At 72.8% G+C, this 21534-nt stretch carries 23 protein-coding genes; 11 read left to right on the top strand and 12 right to left on the bottom strand.

Going from position 1 to position 21534, the window contains the following annotated elements:
• Positions 1–54: 54 nt before the first annotated feature.
• Positions 55–300: a type B 50S ribosomal protein L31 gene (locus ABZ386_RS06440; protein WP_356672636.1), complete on the top strand. Its 246-nt coding sequence runs from the start codon at positions 55–57 to the stop codon at positions 298–300.
• Between the two features lie 53 nt (positions 301–353).
• On the opposite strand, the gene ABZ386_RS06435 is transcribed toward ABZ386_RS06440, so the two are convergent.
• Positions 354–1148, bottom strand: a complete 795-nt coding sequence (locus ABZ386_RS06435; protein WP_351337064.1) for a metal-dependent hydrolase — start codon at positions 1146–1148, stop codon at positions 354–356.
• Between the two features lie 146 nt (positions 1149–1294).
• Between ABZ386_RS06435 and ABZ386_RS06430 the strand changes: the two genes are divergently transcribed.
• Both ABZ386_RS06430 and ABZ386_RS06425 read left to right on the top strand, forming a co-directional pair.
• On the top strand, positions 1295–3808 hold the full coding sequence (locus ABZ386_RS06430; RefSeq protein WP_358963890.1) for a DUF3516 domain-containing protein: 2514 nt from the start codon (positions 1295–1297) through the stop codon (positions 3806–3808).
• 37 nt (positions 3809–3845) lie between these two features.
• Positions 3846–4718 carry an acyl-CoA thioesterase II gene (locus tag ABZ386_RS06425; RefSeq protein ID WP_358963888.1) on the top strand — a complete coding sequence of 291 codons (873 nt, stop codon included), beginning with the start codon at positions 3846–3848 and terminating at the stop codon, positions 4716–4718.
• A gap of 31 nt (positions 4719–4749) precedes the next feature.
• Here ABZ386_RS06425 and ABZ386_RS06420 read toward each other — a convergent pair whose 3' ends face one another.
• A complete protein-coding gene (locus ABZ386_RS06420) occupies positions 4750–5370 on the bottom strand; it encodes a TetR/AcrR family transcriptional regulator (RefSeq protein WP_358963885.1) in 621 nt (206 codons plus the stop codon).
• Between the two features lie 95 nt (positions 5371–5465).
• Between ABZ386_RS06420 and ABZ386_RS06415 the strand changes: the two genes are divergently transcribed.
• The 5 genes from ABZ386_RS06415 (at position 5466) to ABZ386_RS06395 (ending at position 10977) form a co-directional block, all read left to right on the top strand.
• On the top strand, positions 5466–6425 hold the full coding sequence (locus tag ABZ386_RS06415; protein WP_356617905.1) for an alpha/beta fold hydrolase: 960 nt from the start codon (positions 5466–5468) through the stop codon (positions 6423–6425).
• A gap of 156 nt (positions 6426–6581) precedes the next feature.
• Positions 6582–7157: a dihydrofolate reductase family protein gene (locus tag ABZ386_RS06410; protein ID WP_358963882.1), complete on the top strand. Its 576-nt coding sequence runs from the start codon at positions 6582–6584 to the stop codon at positions 7155–7157.
• Positions 7158–7227: 70 nt separating this feature from the next.
• Entirely contained in the window at positions 7228–9123 is a 1896-nt protein-coding gene (locus tag ABZ386_RS06405) for an SMI1/KNR4 family protein (RefSeq protein WP_358963879.1), read from the top strand.
• A 192-nt stretch (positions 9124–9315) separates the two neighbouring features.
• Positions 9316–10212 (top strand): DMT family transporter, encoded by an 897-nt coding sequence (locus tag ABZ386_RS06400; RefSeq protein WP_356673055.1) that lies wholly within the window; start codon positions 9316–9318, stop codon positions 10210–10212.
• Positions 10213–10227: 15 nt separating this feature from the next.
• Positions 10228–10977, top strand: coding sequence for an SDR family oxidoreductase (locus ABZ386_RS06395; RefSeq protein ID WP_351337079.1), 750 nt, complete (start codon positions 10228–10230; stop codon positions 10975–10977).
• Between the two features lie 67 nt (positions 10978–11044).
• Here ABZ386_RS06395 and ABZ386_RS06390 read toward each other — a convergent pair whose 3' ends face one another.
• The 4 genes from ABZ386_RS06390 to ABZ386_RS06375 all read right to left on the bottom strand — a co-directional run bounded on the left by ABZ386_RS06390 (position 11045) and on the right by ABZ386_RS06375 (position 13889).
• A complete protein-coding gene (locus tag ABZ386_RS06390; RefSeq protein ID WP_351337082.1) occupies positions 11045–11830 on the bottom strand; it encodes a DNA-formamidopyrimidine glycosylase family protein in 786 nt (261 codons plus the stop codon).
• Between the two features lie 10 nt (positions 11831–11840).
• Complete coding sequence (locus tag ABZ386_RS06385) at positions 11841–12212, bottom strand: VOC family protein (RefSeq protein ID WP_351337085.1); 372 nt, start codon at positions 12210–12212, stop codon at positions 11841–11843.
• 195 nt (positions 12213–12407) lie between these two features.
• The gene (locus ABZ386_RS06380) at positions 12408–13349 is read right to left on the bottom strand and encodes a DUF6397 family protein (protein ID WP_351337087.1); all 942 of its coding nucleotides are present in this window, start codon (positions 13347–13349) and stop codon (positions 12408–12410) included.
• A 126-nt stretch (positions 13350–13475) separates the two neighbouring features.
• Entirely contained in the window at positions 13476–13889 is a 414-nt protein-coding gene (locus ABZ386_RS06375) for a roadblock/LC7 domain-containing protein (protein WP_114250638.1), read from the bottom strand.
• A gap of 104 nt (positions 13890–13993) precedes the next feature.
• Here ABZ386_RS06375 and ABZ386_RS06370 point away from each other — a divergent pair, with 104 nt between their 5' ends.
• Positions 13994–14422: a PPOX class F420-dependent oxidoreductase gene (locus ABZ386_RS06370; protein ID WP_351337090.1), complete on the top strand. Its 429-nt coding sequence runs from the start codon at positions 13994–13996 to the stop codon at positions 14420–14422.
• 57 nt (positions 14423–14479) lie between these two features.
• Here ABZ386_RS06370 and ABZ386_RS06365 read toward each other — a convergent pair whose 3' ends face one another.
• The 5 genes from ABZ386_RS06365 to ABZ386_RS06345 form a co-directional block, all read right to left on the bottom strand.
• Entirely contained in the window at positions 14480–15085 is a 606-nt protein-coding gene (locus tag ABZ386_RS06365) for an ATP/GTP-binding protein (protein ID WP_114250640.1), read from the bottom strand.
• Between the two features lie 84 nt (positions 15086–15169).
• Positions 15170–15580, bottom strand: coding sequence for a DUF742 domain-containing protein (locus tag ABZ386_RS06360; RefSeq protein ID WP_351337094.1), 411 nt, complete (start codon positions 15578–15580; stop codon positions 15170–15172).
• Between the two features lie 22 nt (positions 15581–15602).
• A complete protein-coding gene (locus ABZ386_RS06355; protein ID WP_114250642.1) occupies positions 15603–16040 on the bottom strand; it encodes a roadblock/LC7 domain-containing protein in 438 nt (145 codons plus the stop codon).
• Positions 16037–18574: a nitrate- and nitrite sensing domain-containing protein gene (locus tag ABZ386_RS06350; RefSeq protein ID WP_358963875.1), complete on the bottom strand. Its 2538-nt coding sequence runs from the start codon at positions 18572–18574 to the stop codon at positions 16037–16039. Before ABZ386_RS06350 ends, ABZ386_RS06355 begins: the two co-directional genes overlap by 4 nt.
• An 84-nt stretch (positions 18575–18658) precedes the next feature.
• Positions 18659–19441 (bottom strand): MHYT domain-containing protein, encoded by a 783-nt coding sequence (locus tag ABZ386_RS06345; RefSeq protein WP_355726082.1) that lies wholly within the window; start codon positions 19439–19441, stop codon positions 18659–18661.
• A gap of 152 nt (positions 19442–19593) precedes the next feature.
• On the opposite strand from ABZ386_RS06345, the gene ABZ386_RS06340 reads away from it, so the two are divergent.
• Positions 19594–20193 carry a class I SAM-dependent methyltransferase gene (locus ABZ386_RS06340; RefSeq protein ID WP_356617902.1) on the top strand — a complete coding sequence of 200 codons (600 nt, stop codon included), beginning with the start codon at positions 19594–19596 and terminating at the stop codon, positions 20191–20193.
• A 9-nt stretch (positions 20194–20202) separates the two neighbouring features.
• On the opposite strand, the gene ABZ386_RS06335 is transcribed toward ABZ386_RS06340, so the two are convergent.
• Positions 20203–21105, bottom strand: a complete 903-nt coding sequence (locus ABZ386_RS06335) for an oxygenase MpaB family protein (protein ID WP_351337106.1) — start codon at positions 21103–21105, stop codon at positions 20203–20205.
• 100 nt (positions 21106–21205) lie between these two features.
• Here ABZ386_RS06335 and ABZ386_RS06330 point away from each other — a divergent pair, with 100 nt between their 5' ends.
• Positions 21206–21502: a hypothetical protein gene (locus ABZ386_RS06330; protein ID WP_114250645.1), complete on the top strand. Its 297-nt coding sequence runs from the start codon at positions 21206–21208 to the stop codon at positions 21500–21502.
• The last annotated feature ends 32 nt before the right edge of the window (positions 21503–21534 follow it).

Below are 21534 nucleotides of genomic sequence, written 5' to 3'. Positions count from 1 at the left end.
CACAGCACCGACCCGAGCCGACCCGAGCCGACCCGAGCCGTCCGAGGAGCATCCATGCAGCAGGACAAGCACCCCGACTACCACCCCGTCGTCTTCCGCGACCGCGCCGCCGGGTACGCGTTCCTCACCAGGTCCACCGCGAGCAGCGACCAGACCATCGAGTGGGACGACGGCGAGACCTACCCGGTCGTGGACGTGGAGATCTCCTCGGAGAGCCACCCCTTCTACACGGGCAAGGCCCGCACGGTGGACTCGGAGGGCCGGGTCGCGGCGTTCGAGCGGCGGTACGGCAGCGGCTGAGGCCCGTGGTGGGGGGGGGCGCGCTCAATGCTGAGGCCCGTATTGGGGCGGGCTCAGATGACGTTGAGCGCCGCCGCGCAGCCCACCCCGCCGAGCAGCATGAACGCCGGCATCAGCACCCTGAGCTCGACCCAGCTGCCCGCCCGGAACCGCATGGCCTTCGGCGGCCCGACCGGGTACCAGCGCTTGCGCCCGACCGGGATGGGCCACAGGATCGGGCAGCCGGAGACGGTCAGCGCGTCCCCGATGTCGTGCACGATCGCGCCCAGCACCACCGGCAGACCCAGCCACAGGTACTCCTGGCCCGGCGCGGTGAACAGCCAGTCCGCGCCGTTGCCCGGCTTGTCCAGGATGCCCGCGAGGATCCACGCCGTGGTCGCGGCCAGCAGCCAGACCAGGACGTCGGCGCTGGAGCCACGGGTCGCCCGCCACAGCAGGCCCTCGATGGCCAGGACCAGGTGCACGAAGAGGATCGCGAGGACGCCCCAGCGGTCACTGCTGATCGCCACGACCGAGGTGCCGGCGCCGATCAGCACCGCCCACAGCCAGGTGTGCGTGAGGGTGCGGTGCCCGCCGGAGCGGCGCGGGTCGCCCTGCTTCTTCGTGGCCTTGTAGACGGCGTACGACAGCTTGTCGACGATCTCGCACAGCCAGCGCGACAGCGGCCCGAAGGACCGGGAGATGGTGGCCGCCTTGTGGTCCAGGTCCGGGGCGAGGGCGGCTCCGGCGCAGATCAGGGCACCGACGAGGAGGACCGGCCAGGGCATCGGCTGCCCGGCGGCGGCCGCGGCCGCACCGACGCCGAGCCAGGCGGCGGCGCCCGACAGTGAGTGTGCTGGTCCCATCATGGCCGTTGCCCGCCCCATTCCTCGTGTGCCGCTGTCCAGTTGACCGGGTGCGCTGACGCGTCGTCGGCGCCCCAGCGTAGCGTTCGTGATCTTCCGGGCCGCAGCCGATTCCCGCATCGGGCACCGGGCCAGGCAAGATGGGGGGCGTGACCCTCATCGATCAGCTGCCGCCGACCGCCGACCCCGACGCCCTGTACGAAGCCTTCGAGTCGTGGGCCGGCGAGCGGGGGCTCACGCTCTACCCCCACCAGGAGGAGGCGCTGATCGAGGTGGTCTCCGGCGCGAACGTGATCGTGTCGACGCCCACCGGGTCCGGCAAGAGCATGATCGCGGCGGGCGCGCACTTCGCGGCCCTGGCCCGGGACGAGGTCACCTTCTACACGGCTCCGATCAAGGCGCTGGTGTCGGAGAAGTTCTTCGAGCTGTGCAAGATCTTCGGCACGGAGAACGTCGGCATGCTCACCGGCGACGCGTCGGTCAACTCCGACGCCCCGGTCATCTGCTGCACCGCCGAGGTCCTCGCGTCGATCGCGCTGCGCGACGGCAAGGACGCGGACGTCGGCCAGGTCGTGATGGACGAGTTCCACTTCTACGCCGAGAGCGACCGCGGCTGGGCCTGGCAGATCCCGATCCTGGAGCTGCCGCAGGCGCAGTTCGTGCTGATGTCGGCGACGCTCGGCGACGTCTCCTTCTTCGAGAAGGACCTCACCCGCCGCACCGGCCGCCCCACGGCGGTGGTCCGCTCGGCGACCCGCCCGGTCCCGCTGTCCTACGAGTACCGCTACACACCGCTCACGGAGACGCTGACCGACCTGCTCCAGGCCCGGCAGGCACCCGTCTACATCGTCCACTTCACGCAGGCGCAGGCGGTGGAGCGGGCGCAGGCGCTGATGAGCATCAACATGTGCTCGAAGGAGGAGAAGGAGCAGATCGCCGACCTGATCGGCAACTTCCGCTTCACCACCAAGTTCGGCCGCAACCTCTCCCGTTACGTCCGGCAGGGCATCGGCGTCCACCACGCGGGCATGCTGCCCAAGTACCGCCGCCTGGTGGAGAAGCTCGCGCAGGCCGGTCTGCTGAAGGTCATCTGCGGCACGGACACGCTCGGCGTCGGCGTCAACGTGCCCATCCGCACGGTGCTGTTCACGGCCCTCACCAAGTACGACGGCACCCGCGTGCGCACCCTGCGGGCCCGGGAGTTCCACCAGATCGCGGGGCGTGCCGGCCGGGCCGGTTACGACACGGAGGGCTTCGTCGTCGCGCAGGCCCCCGAGCACGTCGTCGAGAACGAGAAGGCCCTCGCCAAGGCGGGCGACGATCCGAAGAAGCGCCGCAAGGTCGTCCGCAAGAAGGCCCCGGAGGGGTTCGTCGCCTGGTCGGAGCAGACCTTCGAGAAGCTCATCGGCTCCGAACCGGAGCCGCTGACCTCCCGGTTCCGGGTGACGCACACGATGCTGCTGTCGGTGATCGCCCGCCCCGGCAACGCCTTCGAGGCGATGCGCCGGCTGCTGGAGGACAACCACGAGCCGCGCAAGCAGCAGTTGCGGCACATCCGCCGGGCCATCGCGATCTACCGTTCGCTGCTCGACGGCGGCATCGTCGAGAAGCTCGACGAGCCGGACGCGACCGGCCGGATCGTCCGGCTCACCGTCGACCTCCAGCAGGACTTCGCGCTCAACCAGCCGCTGTCCACGTTCGCGCTGGCCGCGTTCGAGCTGCTCGACCCCGAGTCGCCGTCGTACGCGCTGGACATGGTGTCCGTCGTGGAGTCGACCCTGGACGACCCGCGGCAGATCCTCGCCGCCCAGCAGAACAAGGCGCGCGGCGAGGCCGTGGCCCAGATGAAGGCCGACGGGGTCGAGTACGAGGAGCGCATGGAGCGCCTCCAGGACATCACGTACCCGAAGCCGCTGGAGGAGCTGCTCTTCCACGCGTACAACACGTACCGCAAGAGCCACCCCTGGGTCGGCGACCATCCGCTGTCGCCGAAGTCGGTCATCCGGGACATGTACGAACGGGCGCTGTCCTTCACGGAGTTGGTGTCCCACTACGAGCTGGCCCGCACCGAGGGCATCGTGCTGCGCTATCTGGCCAGCGCCTACAAGGCCCTCGACCACACCGTCCCGGACGACCTCAAGTCCGAGGACCTGCAGGACCTGATCGAGTGGCTGGGCGAGATGGTGCGCCAGGTCGACTCCAGCCTGCTGGACGAGTGGGAGCAGCTCGCCAACCCGGAGGAGATGACCGCCGAGGAGGCCCAGGAGAAGGCCGACGAGGTCAAGCCGGTCACCGCCAACGCGCGTGCCTTCCGCGTCCTGGTCCGCAACGCCATGTTCCGCCGCGTCGAACTGGCCGCCCTGGACCAGGTCGAGGAGCTGGGCGAGATGGACGCGGAGTCCGGCTGGGACGCCGAGACGTGGGGCGAGGCGATGGACAAGTACTGGGACGAGTACGACGACCTCGGCACCGGCCCCAACGCCCGCGGCCCCAAGCTGCTGCTCATCGAGGAGGAGCCGGAGAACGCCCTGTGGCGGGTCCGGCAGATCTTCCACGACCCGAACGGCGACCACGACTGGGGCATCAGCGCGGAGGTGGACCTCACCGCCTCGGACGCGGAGGGCCGCGCGGTGGTCCGGGTCACCGACGTGGGCCAGCTGTGACGGGCCGGGCCGCAGCGAGCACAGGAGGATCCCACCGATGACGACGAACCCGGCCGAGAGACTGGTCGACCTGCTCGATCTGGAGCAGATCGAGGTCAACATCTTCCGTGGCCGCAGCCCGCAGGAGTCCCTGCAGCGGGTGTTCGGGGGCCAGGTGGCGGGCCAGGCCCTGGTCGCCGTCGGCCGCACCACGGACGGTGACCGTCCCGTGCACTCGCTGCACGCGTACTTCCTGCGCCCGGGCATCCCGGGCGTGCCGATCGTCTACCAGGTCGAGCGGGTGCGCGACGGCCGGTCGTTCACGACCCGCCGGGTCACCGCCGTGCAGCAGGGCCGCACGATCTTCAACCTCACCGCGTCCTTCCACAAGCCGGAGGAGGGCAGCTTCGAGCACCAGCTGCCGCCGGCCCGCGAGGTCCCGGACCCGGAGTCCCTGCCCACGGTCACGGACGAGATCCGGGAACATCTGGGCGCGCTGCCCGAGCAGTTGGAGCGGATGGCCCGCCGCCAGCCCTTCGACATCCGCTACGTGGACCGGCTGCGCTGGACCACCGAGGAGGTCGCGGACGCCGAGCCGCGCAGCGCCGTGTGGATGCGCGCGGTCGGGCCGCTCGGCGACGACCCGCTCGTCCACACCTGCGCCCTCACCTACGCCAGCGACATGACCCTCCTGGACGCCGTCCGCATCCCGGTCGAGCCGCTGTGGGGCCCGCGCGGCTTCGACATGGCGTCCCTGGACCACGCGATGTGGTTCCACCGCCCGTTCCGCGCGGACGACTGGCTGTTGTACGACCAGGAGTCCCCCATCGCGGTCGGCGGCCGTGGTCTGGCCCGGGGCCGGATCTACGACCGTGACGGCCGGCTGGTCGTGTCGGTCGTGCAGGAGGGCCTCTTCCGGAAGCTGGGCTGACCTGGCCCTCTCCTCGTCAGGCGCCCGGGGCTCAGACGGCGTCGGCGGGCCCGGGCAGGAAGATCAGGTCCAGCTGGTGGGCGAGCACGCCGGTGGCCGACTCGGCGCTGCGCTGGCCGACCAGGACGCTGGTGCCGAGCCCGGCGGACAGGGACAGCAGACCGGCCGCCGCCGCCCGGGGGTCCACGCCGGGCCGCAACCGCCCCTGCTCCGCCGCTTGCCGGAGCAGCCCGGCCACGGTGTCCTCGGCGCTGTCCGGGTCCTTGATGAACGGCTGGGCGGCGAGCGCCTCGTCCGTCACGGCCAGGACCGCGTACGAGGTGTACAGGTGGTGAAAAGTGCGGCTCTCGGCATCGACCGGCAGGGCCGCCGCCAGGAGCGCCTCGATCACCGCGCGCGGCCCCGGGTCGGAGCCCGCGGCCGCCACCCGGGCGGCCACCCGTCGCGCGAACCGCTCGGTGAGATGGCGGAGCCCGAAGAGCAGCAGCTTCTCCTTGGACTCGAAGTAGTACTGCACCAGCCGGAGCGACACACCCGCCTCCGCCGCCACGTCGCGCATCCCCACCGCGTGCAGGCCCAGCCGCCCGGCGGCCCGGACGAGTGCCTCCGCGATCTCGGTCCGCCGCTCCGTATGGTCCACGCGTCTGGGCATCGTTCGGCTCTCCGCTCCGGTCGGCAGTGCAGGGGCCCTCCGGCCCCTTTGATGATACAGCCGTACCATCATCGTGGTACGGTCGTATCACAAAGATGCCGCCCCGGGAGGTAGCCGTGTCCCCGTCCGCAACAGCCCCCCGCCAGGCCGATGTCGGCCGCTTCGTCAGCGACGCCTGGCGCGAGCGGTACTTCGCCGCCTGCGACGCCGTCTACGCGCTGGGCGCACCGGCCTCCTGGGAGCAGGACGTGGAGACGTCCTTCGCGACCACCCACGTCTACCGTTACGACCCGGCCGACCCCGCCGCCCGCGACCGCACCCCGGTCGTCCTCGTGCACGGCGCGGGCAGCTGCTCCGCCATGTGGTACCCGAACACCGCCGACCTGAGCGCCGAGCGGCCCGTCTACGCCCTCGACACCCCGGGCGATCCCGGCCGCAGCGTCCAGCGCGCGCCCATCCACCAGCCCGAGCGGGCCGCCCAGTGGCTCGACGAGGCCCTCGCCGCCCTCGGACTCGACCGGGTCCACCTCGTCGGCAGCTCGTACGGCGGCTGGCTCGCCCTGAACCAGGCCCACCGCAGGCCCGAGCGCCTCGCCTCGGTCACGCTGCTCGATCCGGGCGGCCTGGAGAAGGTGGGGCTGCGCTTCTTCGTGTGGATCTTCGCGAGCCTGTTCGCCACCTTCGCCCCCAAGACGCTGCGGCCCCGCCTCGCCGCCTGGCTGGAGCAGCCCGTGCTCGTGGTGCCGGAACTGCGCGCCATGGTCAGGAGCGGAGTGCGCGCCTACCGCATACGCCGCCCTGCGCCCCTGCCCTTGTCCGAGGCCGAACTGGCGGGCATCACCACGCCGCTGTACCTGCTCATGGGCAAGCGCAGCCTGCTGGTCCACCCCCAGCGGCAGCTGGAGCGCGTCCCGCGACTCATCCCGGGCGCCCGGGCCGAGATCCTCTCCGACACCGGCCACGGACCCCAGATCGACCATGCCGAGCGGAGCAACCGCCTGATGCTGGACTTCATGGGCGCCGTGGAGCGTGGCGGGGCTGATGCGGTGAGGTGATCGGACGGGGCCCGGGCTGGCCGCGTTCTCCTCGGTGGGCGCGGCGATGAGTTCCTGGGGCGTGCGGGGTCTATCGGTGTGACGGCCGGCGATGTTCCACCCGGGAAGATCGCCGGTCCGTACCCGCACCGATCGCCCCCGCGCGAGGAGAACCCCATGACCGCCACCTACACCTTCGACGTCTTCTCCAGCCTCGACGGCTACGGCACCGCCCGCGCCGACTGGACCGGCTACTGGGGCAAGCAGGGCCCCGAGTTGCTCGACCACCGCCTTGACCTGTACGGCACGGAACAGCGGATGGTCTTCGGGGCCAACACCTACCGGGCGTTCGCGCGGATGCTGGCGTCGAGCACCGAGGAGTCCGACGTACGTGACCCATGGGTCACCCGGATGAGGAACCTGCCGGCAACGGTGGTGTCGACGACGCTGGAAGGCCCCCTCGACTGGCCCGACGCGACCGTCGTGAGCGGTGACGCCGTCGACGTCGTCGCCCGGCTCAAGAAGGAGTCCGACGTGCCGTTGCGCTCGCACGGCAGCCTGGCGATGAACCGGGCGCTGATGGCGGCCGGCCTGGTCGACCGCCTGCAGGTGACGCTCTTCCCCGTCATCACCGGCCGGACCGGGCTGAACCCGGTCTTCCAGGGCGCGGCCGACTTCGACCTCGAGCTGGTCGAGCACCGGACGCTCGACGGTCACATCCAGGAACTCGTCTACCGGCCCACCCTCCACTGACCCGTACGCATGCGCGGAGGGCCGCGGATCGCAGGGGGCACTGTCAGTGGCGGGTGGCAGCATCGGTCGTATGACGGACACCACGGCATTCGACTGGCGTTCCTTCCTGCTCAAGTGGAGCGGGGAGTGGGCGGATTCCCTGCCGGACGACGACACGCGGAGTGCGGACGACGAGGCCGCGTGGCAGGCGCGGTGGCTGGGATTCCCACCCGCGTCCGAGGAGCGGATCGCCGCCATGGAGGAGCGCCTCGGCCGCCGGATGCCCCCGTCGTACCGGGAGTTCCTCAAGGTCAGCGACGGGTGGCGGCACGCGGGCGGCTTCGTGTGGCTCCTGGCGGGCACCAAGGACGCCCGCTGGCACGACAACGAGTCGGGCCTCGCCGACCTGATGGAGGAGTACCTGGACGAGGACGCCGGGCCCGAGGAGCGGCAGGAGGCGGACCTCTGGCGGCGCGGGCTGCAGCTCGACGTCGAGGCCGACGCCACCTACGTCCTCCTGGACCCCGAGGACGTGGCCGAGGACGGCGAATGGGCCGTGTACACATGGGCCAGCTGGCGGGCCGCGCCACCCGAGCGGCACGCGAACTTCCTCGCCTTCATGCAGGACATGCACCGGGAGTTCCACAGCCTGCGCGCGCACCGGGACGACGAGGAGCCGGAGTTCGCCAACGACACGACGCGCGAGCTGGACGCCCGGATGGAGGAGGCCCGGCTGCGGGCACTGCGCGGCGACTGGGAACAGGCCGGGAGGGCGCTGGACGAGGCCAAGGAGTACGGCAGACCGCGGGCCGCGGGGCTGGGCGACCAGATACGCCGTCTGCTCGGCGAGACCTCCATGGTGTACTTCGACGGGCTGGTGACGGACCCGCGGTACGCCCCCGAGCTGCTACCGCCGCTGGTCGCCGAGCACGCGGCGCACTCGTACCGTGACGACTCCACGCTGCTCTTCCATCTGCGGGGCGCCGACGAGGACTTGGTGTCTCTCGCCCACGCGACGCTGGACCAGGTGCGGAACGGCACGTACCGGTACACGCCGGCCGGACCGTTCGGGGAAGCGGTCGAACGGGCGCGGGAGCTGGCCCGGTGGGGGGACTCCGACGGGGCGTGGCGGACCCTGACCGACGCCCTGCCCCTGTGGGAGCCGCTCGGGCCGGACCACCTGGCGCCGCTGGCCTGGGTGGCCGATCCCCTGCTGGGACCGCTGCTGACTCCGGAGCGGGGCCGGGAGCTGCTGTCCACGCCGAGGGGCGGGCAGGAGGGCGAGGCACCGCCCCCGGGGGCTGGGCTCGACCCGGGCGGGCTGGCGTGGCTCGCGGAGCCGGACCCGGGCAACAACCGCACCTCTTACCGGTTCGTCCTCGTGGAGGGGGTGGGGCCGGAGGAGCTGCCCGGACGCCTCGCGGACGGGGACGGCGCCGTGCTGAACGAACCCATGACCCTCTGGGAGGCGCGCCGCGGGTCGCTGGGCAGCCGGCAGGAGTTCTCGTCCTTCGACGACAGGGCGCTCATGGCGGTGGGCCGGGCCGGCGCCGGCTGGAGCTTCGCCTTCGACGGTGATCCCGCCCCGTTCGACCAGCGGCGGTTCGTCTCCCCGGCCGCGGCCGCCGGCGCGGGCACCCGCGCGGTGGTGGTGTGGAGCGGCCTGAGGTCATGGCACGGGGAGCCGTTCTTCCACCTTTCGCTGGCGCTGGACGGTGTCGAGCAGTACGCGTTCACGCACGCGGACGGAGAGACCCGCCGGAGCGGGGAGATACCGCGGGCGCTGGACCCGAGCCGGTTCTTCGGCGGTGCCCCGGAGGACAGCGCCGAGGTGGAACGGTCGCTGCTGGAAGCGGTGGGCGGGGAGTTCGGTGTTTCGCTGCCGCGTCACGCCATCGTCAACGGACGGCTGCACACGTTCACCACCCGCTCCTGGACGCGTCCGCCGCGGGACGGCGAGACGTACGCGGTGCTCCGGATCGGGTAGACCGCAGGGGGTCGGTGATCTCCTCGGCCGGGCGTGGAGCCGGGGGGCGCCGGGCCGGGTGTGGAGCCGGGGGTGCCGGGCCGGGCGGAAACCGCCCGGGCTGCTCCGATCGCGTCGGCGCCCGGGTCCGGCGACCATGGCATGAGGAGGCCCAGCCGGGTCACACGCCCGCCGATCCGGGAGGTGACCACGCTGCACACCGTGCTCCCCGTCGTGTTCGCGGTCTGCGCGGCCTTCAGCAACGCCGTCGCGACGGTGCTGCAACGCAAGGCGGCGCTCACCGTGCCACGCTCGGCGGGGTTCCGGGCCGGGCTGATGCTCGATCTGCTGCACCGGCCCGTCTGGCTGGCCGGGATCCTCGCGGTGATCGGCGCGGCCGTCTGCCAGGCGCTGGCGCTGGCGACCGGGCCGCTGACGATCGTGCAGCCGCTGTTCGTGCTGGAGCTGCCGCTGACCCTCGTCGTCGCCTCGCTGCTGATGCACCGGCGGCTGCCGGGCACGGGCTGGCTGGCCGTGACGGTGGTGGTGGCGGGGCTGGCGATCGCGCTCGCCGCCGCGTCGCCCACCGGCAACCGCACCCATGTCGAGCTGGACCGCTGGATCCCCGCGCTCGCCGTGTGCGCGGGGGCGGTGGTGGGCCTCGCCCTGACCGCCGTCCGCCGCCCGGAGGGCCGCGCCCGGGCAGCGTGCCTGGGTGCCGCCACGGCGATCAGCTACGCGGTGACGGCGGCGCTGATGAAGGCCGCCACCCACATCCTCGACGACCAGGGGATCGTCGGTTTCCTCACCGCCTGGCAGACGTACGCGTTCGCCACGACCGGCGTGTGCGCGCTGTTCCTGCTGGAGAACGCGATGCAGGCCGGTCCGCTGGTCGCCTCGCAGCCCGCGCTCACCCTCGGCGACGCGCTGGTGAGTCTCGCCCTCGGCATCCTCCTGTACGAGGAGACGGTCCGCTCCGGCTGGTGGCTGCTGCCCCAGCTGTTCGGTGCGGCGCTGATCGCCGCGGGCGTCCTCGCGCTGGCGCGGATCCCCCTCACCCAGTCGCTGGTGGCGCCGGACGAGGAGCGCCGGCCGGCCGAAGCGCCCTGAGCCAAGGAGGTCACGATGGGACGTCTCGACGAGCAGGTGGCGATCGTCACCGGTGGGGCCGGGGGCATCGGAACGGCCGTGGCCCGCGCCCTCGCGGCCGAGGGTGCCGCCGTCGTGGTCGCCGACATCCGGGACGCCGAGGGCGCGGACCTGGCGGCGCGGCTCGGCGGCCGGGCCCGCTTCACACACCTGGACGTCACCAGCGAGGACGACTGGCAGCGGGCCCTGGCGGAGACGGAGCGCGACCTGGGGCCGGTCTCGGTCCTCGCGAACATCGCGGGGATCATCGACTGGGGCCCGATGGAGGAACAGAGCCCCGAGTCCTTCCGCCGGGTCGTCGACGTCAACCTCACGGGCGCCTGGCTGGGCATGCGCGCGACGGCGCCGTCACTGCGGCGGGCCGGCGGCGGCGTCATCGTGAACATGTCCTCCCTGTCCGGGCTGATGGCCTACGCCGGTATCGGGGCGTACGCGGCCAGCAAGTGGGGGCTGCGCGGACTGACCAAGAGCGCCGCGCTGGAACTGGCGCCCGACCGGATCCGGGTCTGCTCCGTGCACCCCGGAGCCATCCGCACCCCCATGACGGCCGGCTTCGACGACGCGTACACCGCCGGGCAGCCGATCCCCCGCTTCGGCGAGCCCGACGAGGTCGCCCGCATGGTGCTCTTCATCGTCACCGACGCCACCTACTCGACGGGCTGCGAGTTCGTCCTGGACGGCGGCATCCTCGCCGGACCGCCGGTCGTCCTGGACCCCGACGACTGACGACGCCCCGACGGGCGACGACCGGCGGCCGACGACCCGCCGCGGTCGACGACCCGCCGCGGCGGGATCAGCCGTCCGGCTGGCACCTCGGGCACCACACCGTGCCGCGGCCGGCCATCCGGGACCGGCGCAGTCCGGTGCCGCAGCGCGGACACTGCGGGTCGCGGTCGTCGCGATGGCCGGTGAGCCAGGAGTCACGCGGCGGGACGCAGCCCGCGGAGACGGAGGAGCGCAGGGTGCGGCGCATCTCGCTGTACAGGCGACGGCGGTCGGTCTGAGCGAGATCACGCGCCGGACGGTCGGGGCGCAGCCGGGCCCGCCACAGGATCTCGTCGGCGAGCAGGTTGCCGAGCCCGGCGAGGACGGACTGGTCGGTGAGTGCCGTCTTGAGCGCCCCGCGCCGCGACGCGAGCACGGACTCGAACTCCCCTCGGTCCACCGCCAGCGCGTCCGGCCCCTGCCGCCCCAGCAGCCGGTCGACGTCGGCCTCGTCGTGGGCCAGCCACAGCCCCTGGAGTTTGCGCTGGTCACGGAAGCGCAGCTGACGCCCGCCGCCCAGGGTGAACAGGACCCGGTCATGCGCCTCGACGGGATCGTCGGCACGGCCGCAGACCAGCCGGCCCGTCATGCCGAAGTGCAGCACGAGGGTGGGGCCGCCGGTGCGGGCGAGCAGCCACTTGCCGTGCCGCTCCGGCGTGCCGAACCGCCGCCCCTCCAGCGCGTCCCGCAGGTGCCGGGCGTCGACGCCGTGCAGGACACCCGCGTCCCGTACGTCCACGCCCCGGATGACCCGGCCCTTCGCGCAGGACTCGAGCACCTGGCGGAACCCCTCGACATCGGGCAGCTCGGGCATGGCCGGCGCGTCAGGGCTCCTGGAGGACGGAGAGCACGTTCCCGGCCGGGTCGGTGAACCACGCGATCAGCGGGCCGCCGCCGCGGAAGATGCCCTTCTCGTCCACCTCGAACTGGTCGTACCGCTCGAACCGCACCCCTCTCCTGCCCAGCTCGTCGACCGCGGCCTCGATGTCGTCGACGGGGAAGTTCAGGACGGTGTACGTCGCCGGGGCGTGGTCCGGCTTGGGGTAGACCAGGATGTCCCGGTCACCGGCTATGTGCAGGAACAGCATGCCGTTGTCCTCGGACACCCGCAGCCCCAGCGTGTCGCCGTAGAAGCTCCTGGCCGCGTCGATGTCGTCCACGGAGAAGCCGCTGTACGCCTTTGTCTCACCGAACATGATCGCCTCCGGAATGGGTCTCCTCTTGTGTCGGACGCGGGCGTCCCGCCTGGGTTCACGTGACCGTGTACCGCGTCCGCGGGGAAGTAGGCGGAGCCACGGGCGCGGGCGGTCGCAGGCTGTGGGGCGGCCGCGTTCAGCCCACAGGTGGCGGCCGGGCGGGTTCAGCCCGCGCAGATGGCGGGGCGGGTGGGTTCAGCCCACAGGACGCCGGCTTCTGCGGCGCAGCCAGGCCAGCAGGCCGTGGGCGGGAGCGTGGTCCAGGGGTGCGGGCCGGTCCCCCGGTGGAGCCAGGCGTGCGGCCAGGGGCTCCGGAGCCGATGGTGGTGTCGGGGCCGGGGCCTGCTGCGGGGTCGGGCGTGGTGCCGGTCGCTGCCTGCGCGCCGTCTCCATCGTGTGGGCGAGGTCCGCACGGAACCAGGCCGCTTCGTCCGGCTCGCTCGCCGTCATGAGCGTCTCGGCCAGGTCGGCGGCGGGTGAACCCGGTGCGCCGTGTGCCGGGAGCCGGGGGCGGCAGCGGTCCAGGTGGGCGCGCTCGTAGGGGTCCCCGACGACGTCCGCCACGTCGGCGGGGTCGAGGAAGCAGGCGACGGCCGCGGCCCGTGCCCAGGGGTCGTCGCCCGCCTGCCGCGTCAGGAATCCGACGTGGCGTCCCCGCCAGTTGCGGGGCCGTCGGTCCAGCCCGGCCTTCTGCCCCTCCCGGATCTCCGGGGGTGTGCGGGCGCCGGTCAGCAGCGGGGCGTTGCTCTTCTCGGCCGCGAACTGCTCCAGTTCCTCGGCCAGGTACAGCCAGACGACGGTCCGGTATCGGTTGAGGTAGAAGCGGACGGGAATCAGCAGGCCGTGGCGGGCGAGGCTCGTGAACCTGCTGGGCGCCACGTCCATGAGCGCGGCGCCCTCGGTGGTGCCGACCGTCGCGACGCGTCGGCGCAGGTCGTCCGGGAAGGCGTCCACGGCGCGCAACCGCTCGATCTCGGCGCGTGTGACGCGCCTCCCTCCGCCGCCTTCGTCGGGAACGGTCCGGATGAGCCCGAGGTTCACCGCCAGGTCGAACTCGCCTCGCTTGAGGCCGAGTTCGCGGGCGGCCCGGCTCGGGGCCCAGGAAAGCCGGTCGGATTGGGTGCTGGTGCCTGACATGGTCGGTCTCCCCCGTGGAGTCAGCGGCTCGCGCCGTGTGCGGTCGCCGTGAAAAAACCGTAGCCGCTTCGGCGGATCGCGTGGCGAGCCTGTGGATAACTCCGCGGGGGATGACGAATGCGCAGGTCAGACGTCTGTGATGGGTTTCCGCTCGGGCTGGCGCGCATCCACGTCGAGATGCTCGCCGACCCGGTTGACCAGCAGCGTCATCTCGTAGGCGATCTGCCCGATGTCGGCCTCGGCGCCGCTGAGGACGCACAGGCAACTGCCCGTGCCCGCCGCGGTGACGAAGAGCACCGCGTCGTCGAACTCGATCATCGTCTGGCGTACGCTGCCCGCCCCGAAGTGCCGTCCCGAACCCTTGGCCAAGCTGTGCAACCCGGACGACACGGCCGCGAGGTGCTCCGCGTCCTCGCGGCGCAGTCCCGTGCTCGCGCCCGTCACCAGGCCGTCGTTGGACAGCACCAGCGCGTGCCGCACCTCGTGGACTCGCTCGGTCAGGTCGTCCAGCAGCCAGTCGAGCCCCTGGTTGTGCGCCATGTCCCGATCTCCCCGTTTTCTCCCCGTGCGATTCTCCTCCTGGCCGGAGGATCTCCACGCCAGCCTTCCCCACGACCGCTGTCGGGGCAAGGAGGATGGGAGCCATGGCAGAGAAGATGACCGACGCGCAATGGCGGGAGTTCGTTTCGTACGGCACCCGCACCGGAAAGCTCTCCACCGTACGGGCCGACGGGAGCCCGCACGTGACCCCGGTCTGGTTCGTCCTGGACGGGGACGAGTTGGTGTTCAACACCGGCAAGGACAGCGTGAAGGGGCGCAATATCGCCCGGGACGGCCGGGTCGCGCTGTGCGTGGACGACGACCGGCCGCCGTACTCGTTCGTGGTGCTGCGGGGTCGCGCCCGCGTCTCGGAGGACCTGGACGAGATACGGCGGTGGGCCACCCGCATCGGCGCCCGGTACATGGGCGAGGACCGCGCCGAGGAGTTCGGGGCCCGCAACGGCGTCCCGGGTGAACTCCTCGTCCGCGTCAGCATCGACCGGGTGCTGGCGGAGCGGGACGTGGCGGACTGACCACGCGGGCCCGCGGCGGGCAGCCGGCCGCCGCGGGAGCGGACGTCGGCGCCCCGGTCAGCCGACCGAGTCGAGGAGCCGGGCGGTGTGCATGCGCCCGGCGTACTCGACGAGCCGGATCAGGACCTCTTTCCCCGAGTCGCGGTCCCGGGCGTCGCACAGCACCACGGGGGTGCCCTGGTCGAGGTCGAGGGCGCGCGAGACGTCGGGGGCGCCGTGCCGCCGGGCGCCCGCGAAGCAGTTGACGGCGACCACGAACGGGATGCGCCGGTGCTCGAAGTAGTCGACCGCCGGGAAGCAGTCCTCGAGCCGGCGGGTGTCGGCGAGGACCACCGCACCGAGCGCTCCCTGCGACAACTCGTCCCAGAGGAACCAGAACCGGTCCTGCCCCGGTGTGCCGAACAGGTACAGAGAGAGGCCGGACCGGATGGTGATGCGCCCGAAGTCCATGGCGACGGTCGTGGTGGTCTTGTGGTCCACCCCTTCCGTGTCGTCCACCGACTGGCCCGCCTCGCTGAGCAGTTCCTCGGTGCGCAGCGGCCGGATCTCGCTGACGGCTCCCACCAGGGTGGTCTTGCCCACGCCGAATCCACCGGCGACCAGAATCTTCAGCGCCAGCGCGGCGGTCTCGCCGTCCGCGGCGTCGGAGTGCTCGGAGACCATTGATCACTTCTCTCGGGAGGGCCGGCAACGGGTGGCGTGCGTAGGGGCTGGGTGTGCATGCGTACGGGTGGGGTGTGCGTTCATCTACAGCGCTCTCAGTCCCTCGATCACCTCGCGCAGGATGCGTTCGTCGGGCAGCTGCGCGGGCGGTACGGGGCGGCTGACGGTGACGCAGCCGAGTTCCAGGAGGTCGCCGAGGAGGACCCTGACCACGCCCACGGGCAGGTCCGCCCCGGCGGCGAGTTCGGCGACCGACTGGGTCTCCGTGCGGCACAGGCCGATCAGGGTCCGGTGTTCCGGGCCGAGCAGGGCCTCGTCCGCGCCGGGCGCGCCCGGGTCCAGCGTGACCAGGGCGATGAGGTCGAACCGCACGCCCGTGGGGCCGGGTTGGGTGCGCCCGCCCGTCATGGCGTAGGGGCGCACGAGGGGGCCGGCCTCGTGGTCGTACCACTGGCTGCCCTGCTCGCGCGGGGTGCCCGTCAAGTCCTCGGTCATCTGCGCGGACCGCCCTCCCGGCTCATCCGGCGGCGGGGGGCCGCGCGCCGACGCGGGGCGCCGTGCCGAGGTGCTCGCCGACGCGCTTGACCAGGCGTGCCATCTCGTACGCCACGAGTCCGATGTCCGCGGTCACGGCGGTGAGGAGGGCGAGGCAGGAGCCGTCGCCCGCGGCGGCCACGAACAGGAAGCCCTCGTCCATCTCCACCATGGTCTGGCGGACGCCGCCGGCGCCGAAGTGCCGTCCCGCTCCCTTGGCGAGGCTGTGGAAGCCCGAGGCGACCGCGGCCAGGTGCTCGGCGTCCTCGCGGCGCAGGTCGCTCGAGGCGCCCACGGCGAGGCCGTCGTTGGACAGCACCACGGCGTGCCGTATCTCGCTCACGCGGAGCACCATGTCGTCCAGCAGCCAGTCGAGTTCGCCGGAGGGCCGGGCGGTCCGTGTGCTCGGGTCCTGGATCATGCGGGGTCTCCTTCGCTGCTGTCGCTGCCCGCCGCGGGGCCGGGCGTGGTCCCGCGGCCGGGTTGCCTGCCGCCGCCGCGCGCCCAGCCGTCGCGGTAGGCCGCCATGCGGTCCCGTACGAGTTCGGGGGTGCGGTCGTCGTCCCTGGAAGCCGGTGTGGGCGGGGGCTCCTCGGGGCGTCCGTCGCGCAGTTGGGGAGCGAGACTGGCCTGCCGTACGCGGCGTGGGAGGTCGTCGGAGCCTTCGGGCTGCTCCTGGGGGCGGTGCAGTCGCAAGGTGGCGACTCCTGGGGGTGGGGCGTGGCCCGGGGTCTCCGCGTGGCCGGTGGTCTCCGCGGCGGCCGGTACGGGAGCCACGAGGGCGCGCCGGTCGACCGGTGCGGTGACGGGGTCCTGGAGGGAGTGGTCGTCGGGCACGCGCGCGTAGGCGCGTTCCTCGGGCTGCCGCGCATGAGCCGCCTCCTCCGACGAGCGCCGCGCCGCGCCGGTGTGCAGCAGGGCGGTGGGCAGCAGGACGACCGCCGTGGTTCCGCCGTACGGGGAGGTCCGCAGGTGGACCTTGACGTCGTGTCGGGCGGCGAGCCTGCTGACCACGAACAGGCCGAGCCGGTCGCTGTCGAACAGGTCGAGCGCCTCGGACTGCGCGATGCGGCGGTTGGCCTCGGTGAGGGTCTCCTGGCCCATGCCGAGGCCGCGGTCCTCGACCTCGACGGCGTAGCCGTTGCCCACGGGTTCGCCGGTGATCCGCACGCGCGTGTGGGGCGGCGAGAACTGGGCGGCGTTCTCGATGATCTCGGCCAGGAGGTGGGTGAGGTCGGCGACGGCCGTACCGATGACGGCTGCCTCGGGGAGTTGCCGTACCTCCACGCGCGCGTAGTCCTCGACTTCGGAGACGGCCGCGCGGACCACGTTCGTCAGGGAGACGGGCATGCGCCAGGCCCGGCCGGGGGCCGCTCCGGAGAGGATGATCAGGCTCTCCGCGTGGCGGCGCATACGGGTGGTGAGGTGGTCGAGGCGGAACAGGTCGCTCAGTTCGTCGGGATCGTCGGAGCGGCGTTCCATGCTGTCGAGGAGGCTCAGCTGCCGGTGGACGAGGATCTGGCTGCGGCGGGCGAGGTTCACGAAGACACCGGAGATGCCGCTGGCCAGCTCGGCGCGTTCCACGGCGGCCCGCAGCGCGGCGCGGTGCACCGTGCCGAGGGCCTCGGCGACCTGCGCGGTCTCGTCCTCGGCGGGCGGCCCGGGCGGGGCCTCGGCGCGGACGTCGATCTCCTCGCCCGCGCGCAGTTTCCGCATGGCCTCGGGGAGTTTGCGCCGGGCGATCTCCAGGGCGCTGTTGCGCAGGCTCACCAGCTCCACCACGAGCCCGCGTCCGATGCGTACGGAGATGACGAGCGAGGCGGCGACGGCGGCGAGGCCGAGCAGGACGGCGGCGCCGGCCGGGGTGAGCAGCCCCCGGGTGAACGGGTCGGCCCGCTCCGCGACGCCGCGTGCCGCGTCGCCCTCGATGGTGCGCATGCCGTGCTGCACGCGCGTGTGCGCCGTGTTCCAGGCGTGCTCGGGTGCCGCCTCGACGGCCTTCGCGCCCGGCCCGCGGGCGAGGATCCTGTCCTCGGCGTCGCCCAGGCCGGCGTAGGCGCTGCTGTCGGAGAGGGCGTCCCAGGCGGAGCGTTCGGTGCCGCGCAGGTCCGCGACGGCCGACTCGGTGAGGGTGCGGCGCAGTTCGACGGCGCCGGTGAAGATCCGGAGCCGCTCCCCGTCCAGGGCGCCGTCCAGGCGGGCGCTCGCCAGCACGGCGTCCTCCCGGGCCAGTGCCTCTCCCGCGCGGGCGAATTCCAGCAGCACGCGCGCGTCGGAGCCGAGGTCGGCGTCCTGGATGCCGGTGAGGGCGCCGCCGGCGCCGAAGGCCGCCGAGATGGTCCGGGTGTAACGGCTGTACGTCTCGGCCCAGTCCGCGCGCCGGTCCCGTATCTCGGTCCGCAGCGGCCGTAGTTGCTCGGCACCGGTGACGAACTCCTCCAGCCGGCGGGCGACTCCGGCGGGCAGTTCCTCGCTGTCGGCGACGGTGTTGTCCTTGCCGAGCCGCAGTTTCGCGACGGCCCGGTCGGTGCGCCGGGCGAGTTCGGCCAGTTCGTCCGCGCGTACGGCGGACGGGTCGGTGGCGTGGCGTACCGCGGCCGCGCGTTCGGCCTGGAGGGCGGCGACCGCCGCGGAGACCGGGGCGCGGACCGCGGCGTCCACGCGCTGGACCTGCCGGAGCCGGGAGACGTCCTGGGCGGTGGTCACGGTGGCGTAGGCCCACAGGGCCAGGAGGGAGACGACGGGCACCATCAGCAGGCAGACGATCTTGGCGCGCACGGTGCGGGGGCGGATGTGCCAGCGCTCCGCGCGCGGGGGTACTGCGTCCGGCGCGGTGCCCGGGGGTGTCTCGGGGCCTTCGTCGGCGGGTGGTCCGGCGTGCGCGCGGCGACCGCGCGCGGGCGGGGGCGGCGGCGTGTCGGCGCCGGCCGCGGGGGTCCTCCGGGGTGTACGCATGGACTCCTCGCTCGGGAGTGGTTCGGCGGTGTGCCACCCCGGCTTCGGGGCGAGCCACTCGGGCTTCGGGGGGTGCCGTTGGGGCTACGGGCGCTGATGGGCGGGAGTCCCGACCGGCCGCTGGGCCGAGGCGGTCGCCTCGCGCTCCCCCGCCGTCGGCGACAGCGCGACGAAGGCCGAGGTCAGGAAGAGGTAGGACCCGAGGCCGACGGCGAGGGGGAAGATGAACTGCATCGCCGTGGCCCCGGGCAGGGCCTCCCCGGAGGGCGTGACGCGCACACTCACCGCGAACATCCCGGTGTAGTGCATGCTGCTGACGGCCGCACCCATGATCAGGGAGGCGAGGGTGACGGCGACGGGCGACTTGATGTTGAGCGCCGCCCACAGGGCCGCCGTCGCGGCGACGACGGCGATCAGGACGGAGAGCCCGACGAGCACCGGGTCGTAGGTCACGTCGCCGTGCAGGCGGACGGCCGCCATGCCCAGGTAGTGCATGCTCGCGACGCCGAGGCCGGTGGTGAGCCCGCCGAGCAGCAGGGCCCGGCCGCGGTCCCGGCCGTAGCCGACGGCGAAGACGCCGGCGCAGACGACGACCATGGCGACGAGCAGGCTCAGGAGGGTCAGCGGCACGTCGTAGCGGATGTCGGTGCCGGCGACGCTGAAGCCGAGCATGGCCACGAAGTGCATGGTCCAGATGCCGGTGCCGATCGCCGACGCGGCGGTGACGAGCCAGTTGCGGCGTGAGCGCCCGGTGGCGGCGAGCGCGCGAACGGTGCAGCGCAGCCCGAGGGCGGCGCCTATGCAGGCCATCACGTACGACAGCGCGGGGGTCAGCCACCCCAGGGCGGCGTGGTCCAGGTGTCCCATGGCCCCGGGACGCTAGACCCGCCAGGGGCGCGTGAAGGGGGCGCATTTCGAAAGGTGTTGGAATATGACGCAGAGATGTACCGGAACGATCGGGTCACGCTCGAACATGTGCACTGAGGCGTCATCTGTGCCGGTGAGGAATCATGCGGTACATGAGCGACGAGCAGACGCGTGTCCAGGAGTTCTTCACCGCCCGCGCCGCCGACTGGGACACCCGGTTCCCCGACGACGGCCCGGCCTACGCCGCAGCGGTCGCGGAGCTCGGGCTGCGTGCGGGCGACCGTGTGCTCGACGCGGGGTGCGGCACCGGGCGCGCCCTGCCGCCGCTGCGGGCCGCCGTGGGGCCGTCCGGAGTGGTCCTCGGGGCCGATCTGACCCCGGCCATGCTGCGCGAGGCCGTACGGGCCGGACGGGACCGCGACGGGGTGTTGCTGCTCGCGGACGTCGCCGCGCTGCCCCTGCGCCCGCGGTCGCTGGACGCCGTGTTCGGGGCGGGTCTCGTCTCGCATCTGCCGAGCCCGGCCGAGAACCTGCGGGAACTGGCGCGCGTGGTGCGTCCCGGAGGTCTGCTGGCGCTGTTCCACCCCATCGGCAGGGCGGCGCTGGCGGCTCGCCACGGCCGCCCGCTCACCGCGGACGACCTGCGCGCCGAGCCCAACCTGCGTCCACTGCTGGCCGGTTCCGGGTGGCGCTTGAGGTCGTACGTCGACGAGGACGCCCGCTTCCTGGCGCTCGCCGTCCGCGAGGACTGAGACAGCGTGTCACCGGGCCTCGGAGCCGGGCACTTCCACGTGCCGCACGGGGCAGCCCCGGACGCCGGGGACGGGGCGGGTGCCCAGGTCGGCGATCCGGTAGCCGTTCGGGTAGCTCTTGATCTCCCAGTTCTGCCGGGCGAAGTGCGGGGCGCGCCGGGGCGGCAGCAGGCGGACGGCACGCCCCCTCAGCCGTACCGCGCGACGCGCCCACGCGCGCGTGGCGGCGCTCGGCGGGGTGTAGCGGAAGGCGCGCAGGAGCGGATCGTCGAGCAGCGAGAGGATCGCGCCGCGCAGCAGGGGCGCGAGCGGGCGCGGGTACCAGGAGACCATGAGGTCGAGCGTGGCGTCCGCGACGCGGCGGGCGTCCTCGTCCCAGGCGAAGCGGGCCGCCTCGTAGTCGTCGAGGCAGGTCTCGAACTCCTCGTAGGTCTCGGGGATGTCCTTGATGCCCATGTGCCGGCCCAGCGTGCGGTAGTGGACGACGCTGGCGACGACCTCGTGGCTCGACATCCTGCGCCAGCCGTAGGCGTCGATCCACCGCCTGGGCATCACGACGAACGTGCAGAGCACGTAGCGCATGTCCTCGTCGCTGATGTCGTAGCTGCGGTGCATCTGGTTGATGCGACGGATCGCGGTCCTGCCCTGCTCGGCGTCGAAGCCGTGCTCGACGATGGCGTCCAGCAGCAGCGAGGTGTCGTCGTAGCGCTTCTGCGTACGCTCCGTGAGCTCCGCCGTCTCGGCGAGCAGGCGGCCGATGCTCGGGACGGCGTAGGTGCGGTACAGCGCCAGCTCCAGGGAACGGGTGAAGTCCCACGGGAACTCGTACGCCACGCTCAGCCGATAGATGTCCGAGGCGTCCCGGTAGGGGTCCATGCGACGGATTCGTTCCAGCCGTTCGAAGCGCTTCACGGTACCCTCCCCTTCCTGCCACCGAAGGTCCAACTCTACGTTGGTGAGCGGGAGATGAACGGTGAGCGGGGAAAACGCACAGGGGGAAGGTGGTCAGCACATGTGGAACAAGGTCCGCAAGGCCGGAGGCAGAGTCGCAGGTGCCTTGCGCACGGAGACGAAGTCCGACGGGGACAAACGTCCGCACAATCTCTTCGAGGCCGCGGCCGTCTACGTCACGGCCTGCGCCGAGGACGACCAGGAGCGGGCCGACGAGGCGTCCGGCTGGGTGTCGCCGGAGGCGCTGTCGTTCGGGGTGAACGAGCTGGCCTGCCGGGCCGTCGTCGCGCTCGCGCGGGAACGGGGCGAGTCTCCGGGGACCGTGGCCCGTGAACTGCTGGGCCTGCCGACGGCGTGAGGTGCCCGGCCCGGACGGCCGATTCGCCCCGT

This window comes from Streptomyces sp. NPDC006140, assembly GCF_040628815.1.
Classification (GTDB): domain Bacteria; phylum Actinomycetota; class Actinomycetes; order Streptomycetales; family Streptomycetaceae; genus Streptomyces.
This window is presented reverse-complemented; position numbering and strand designations above follow the sequence as displayed.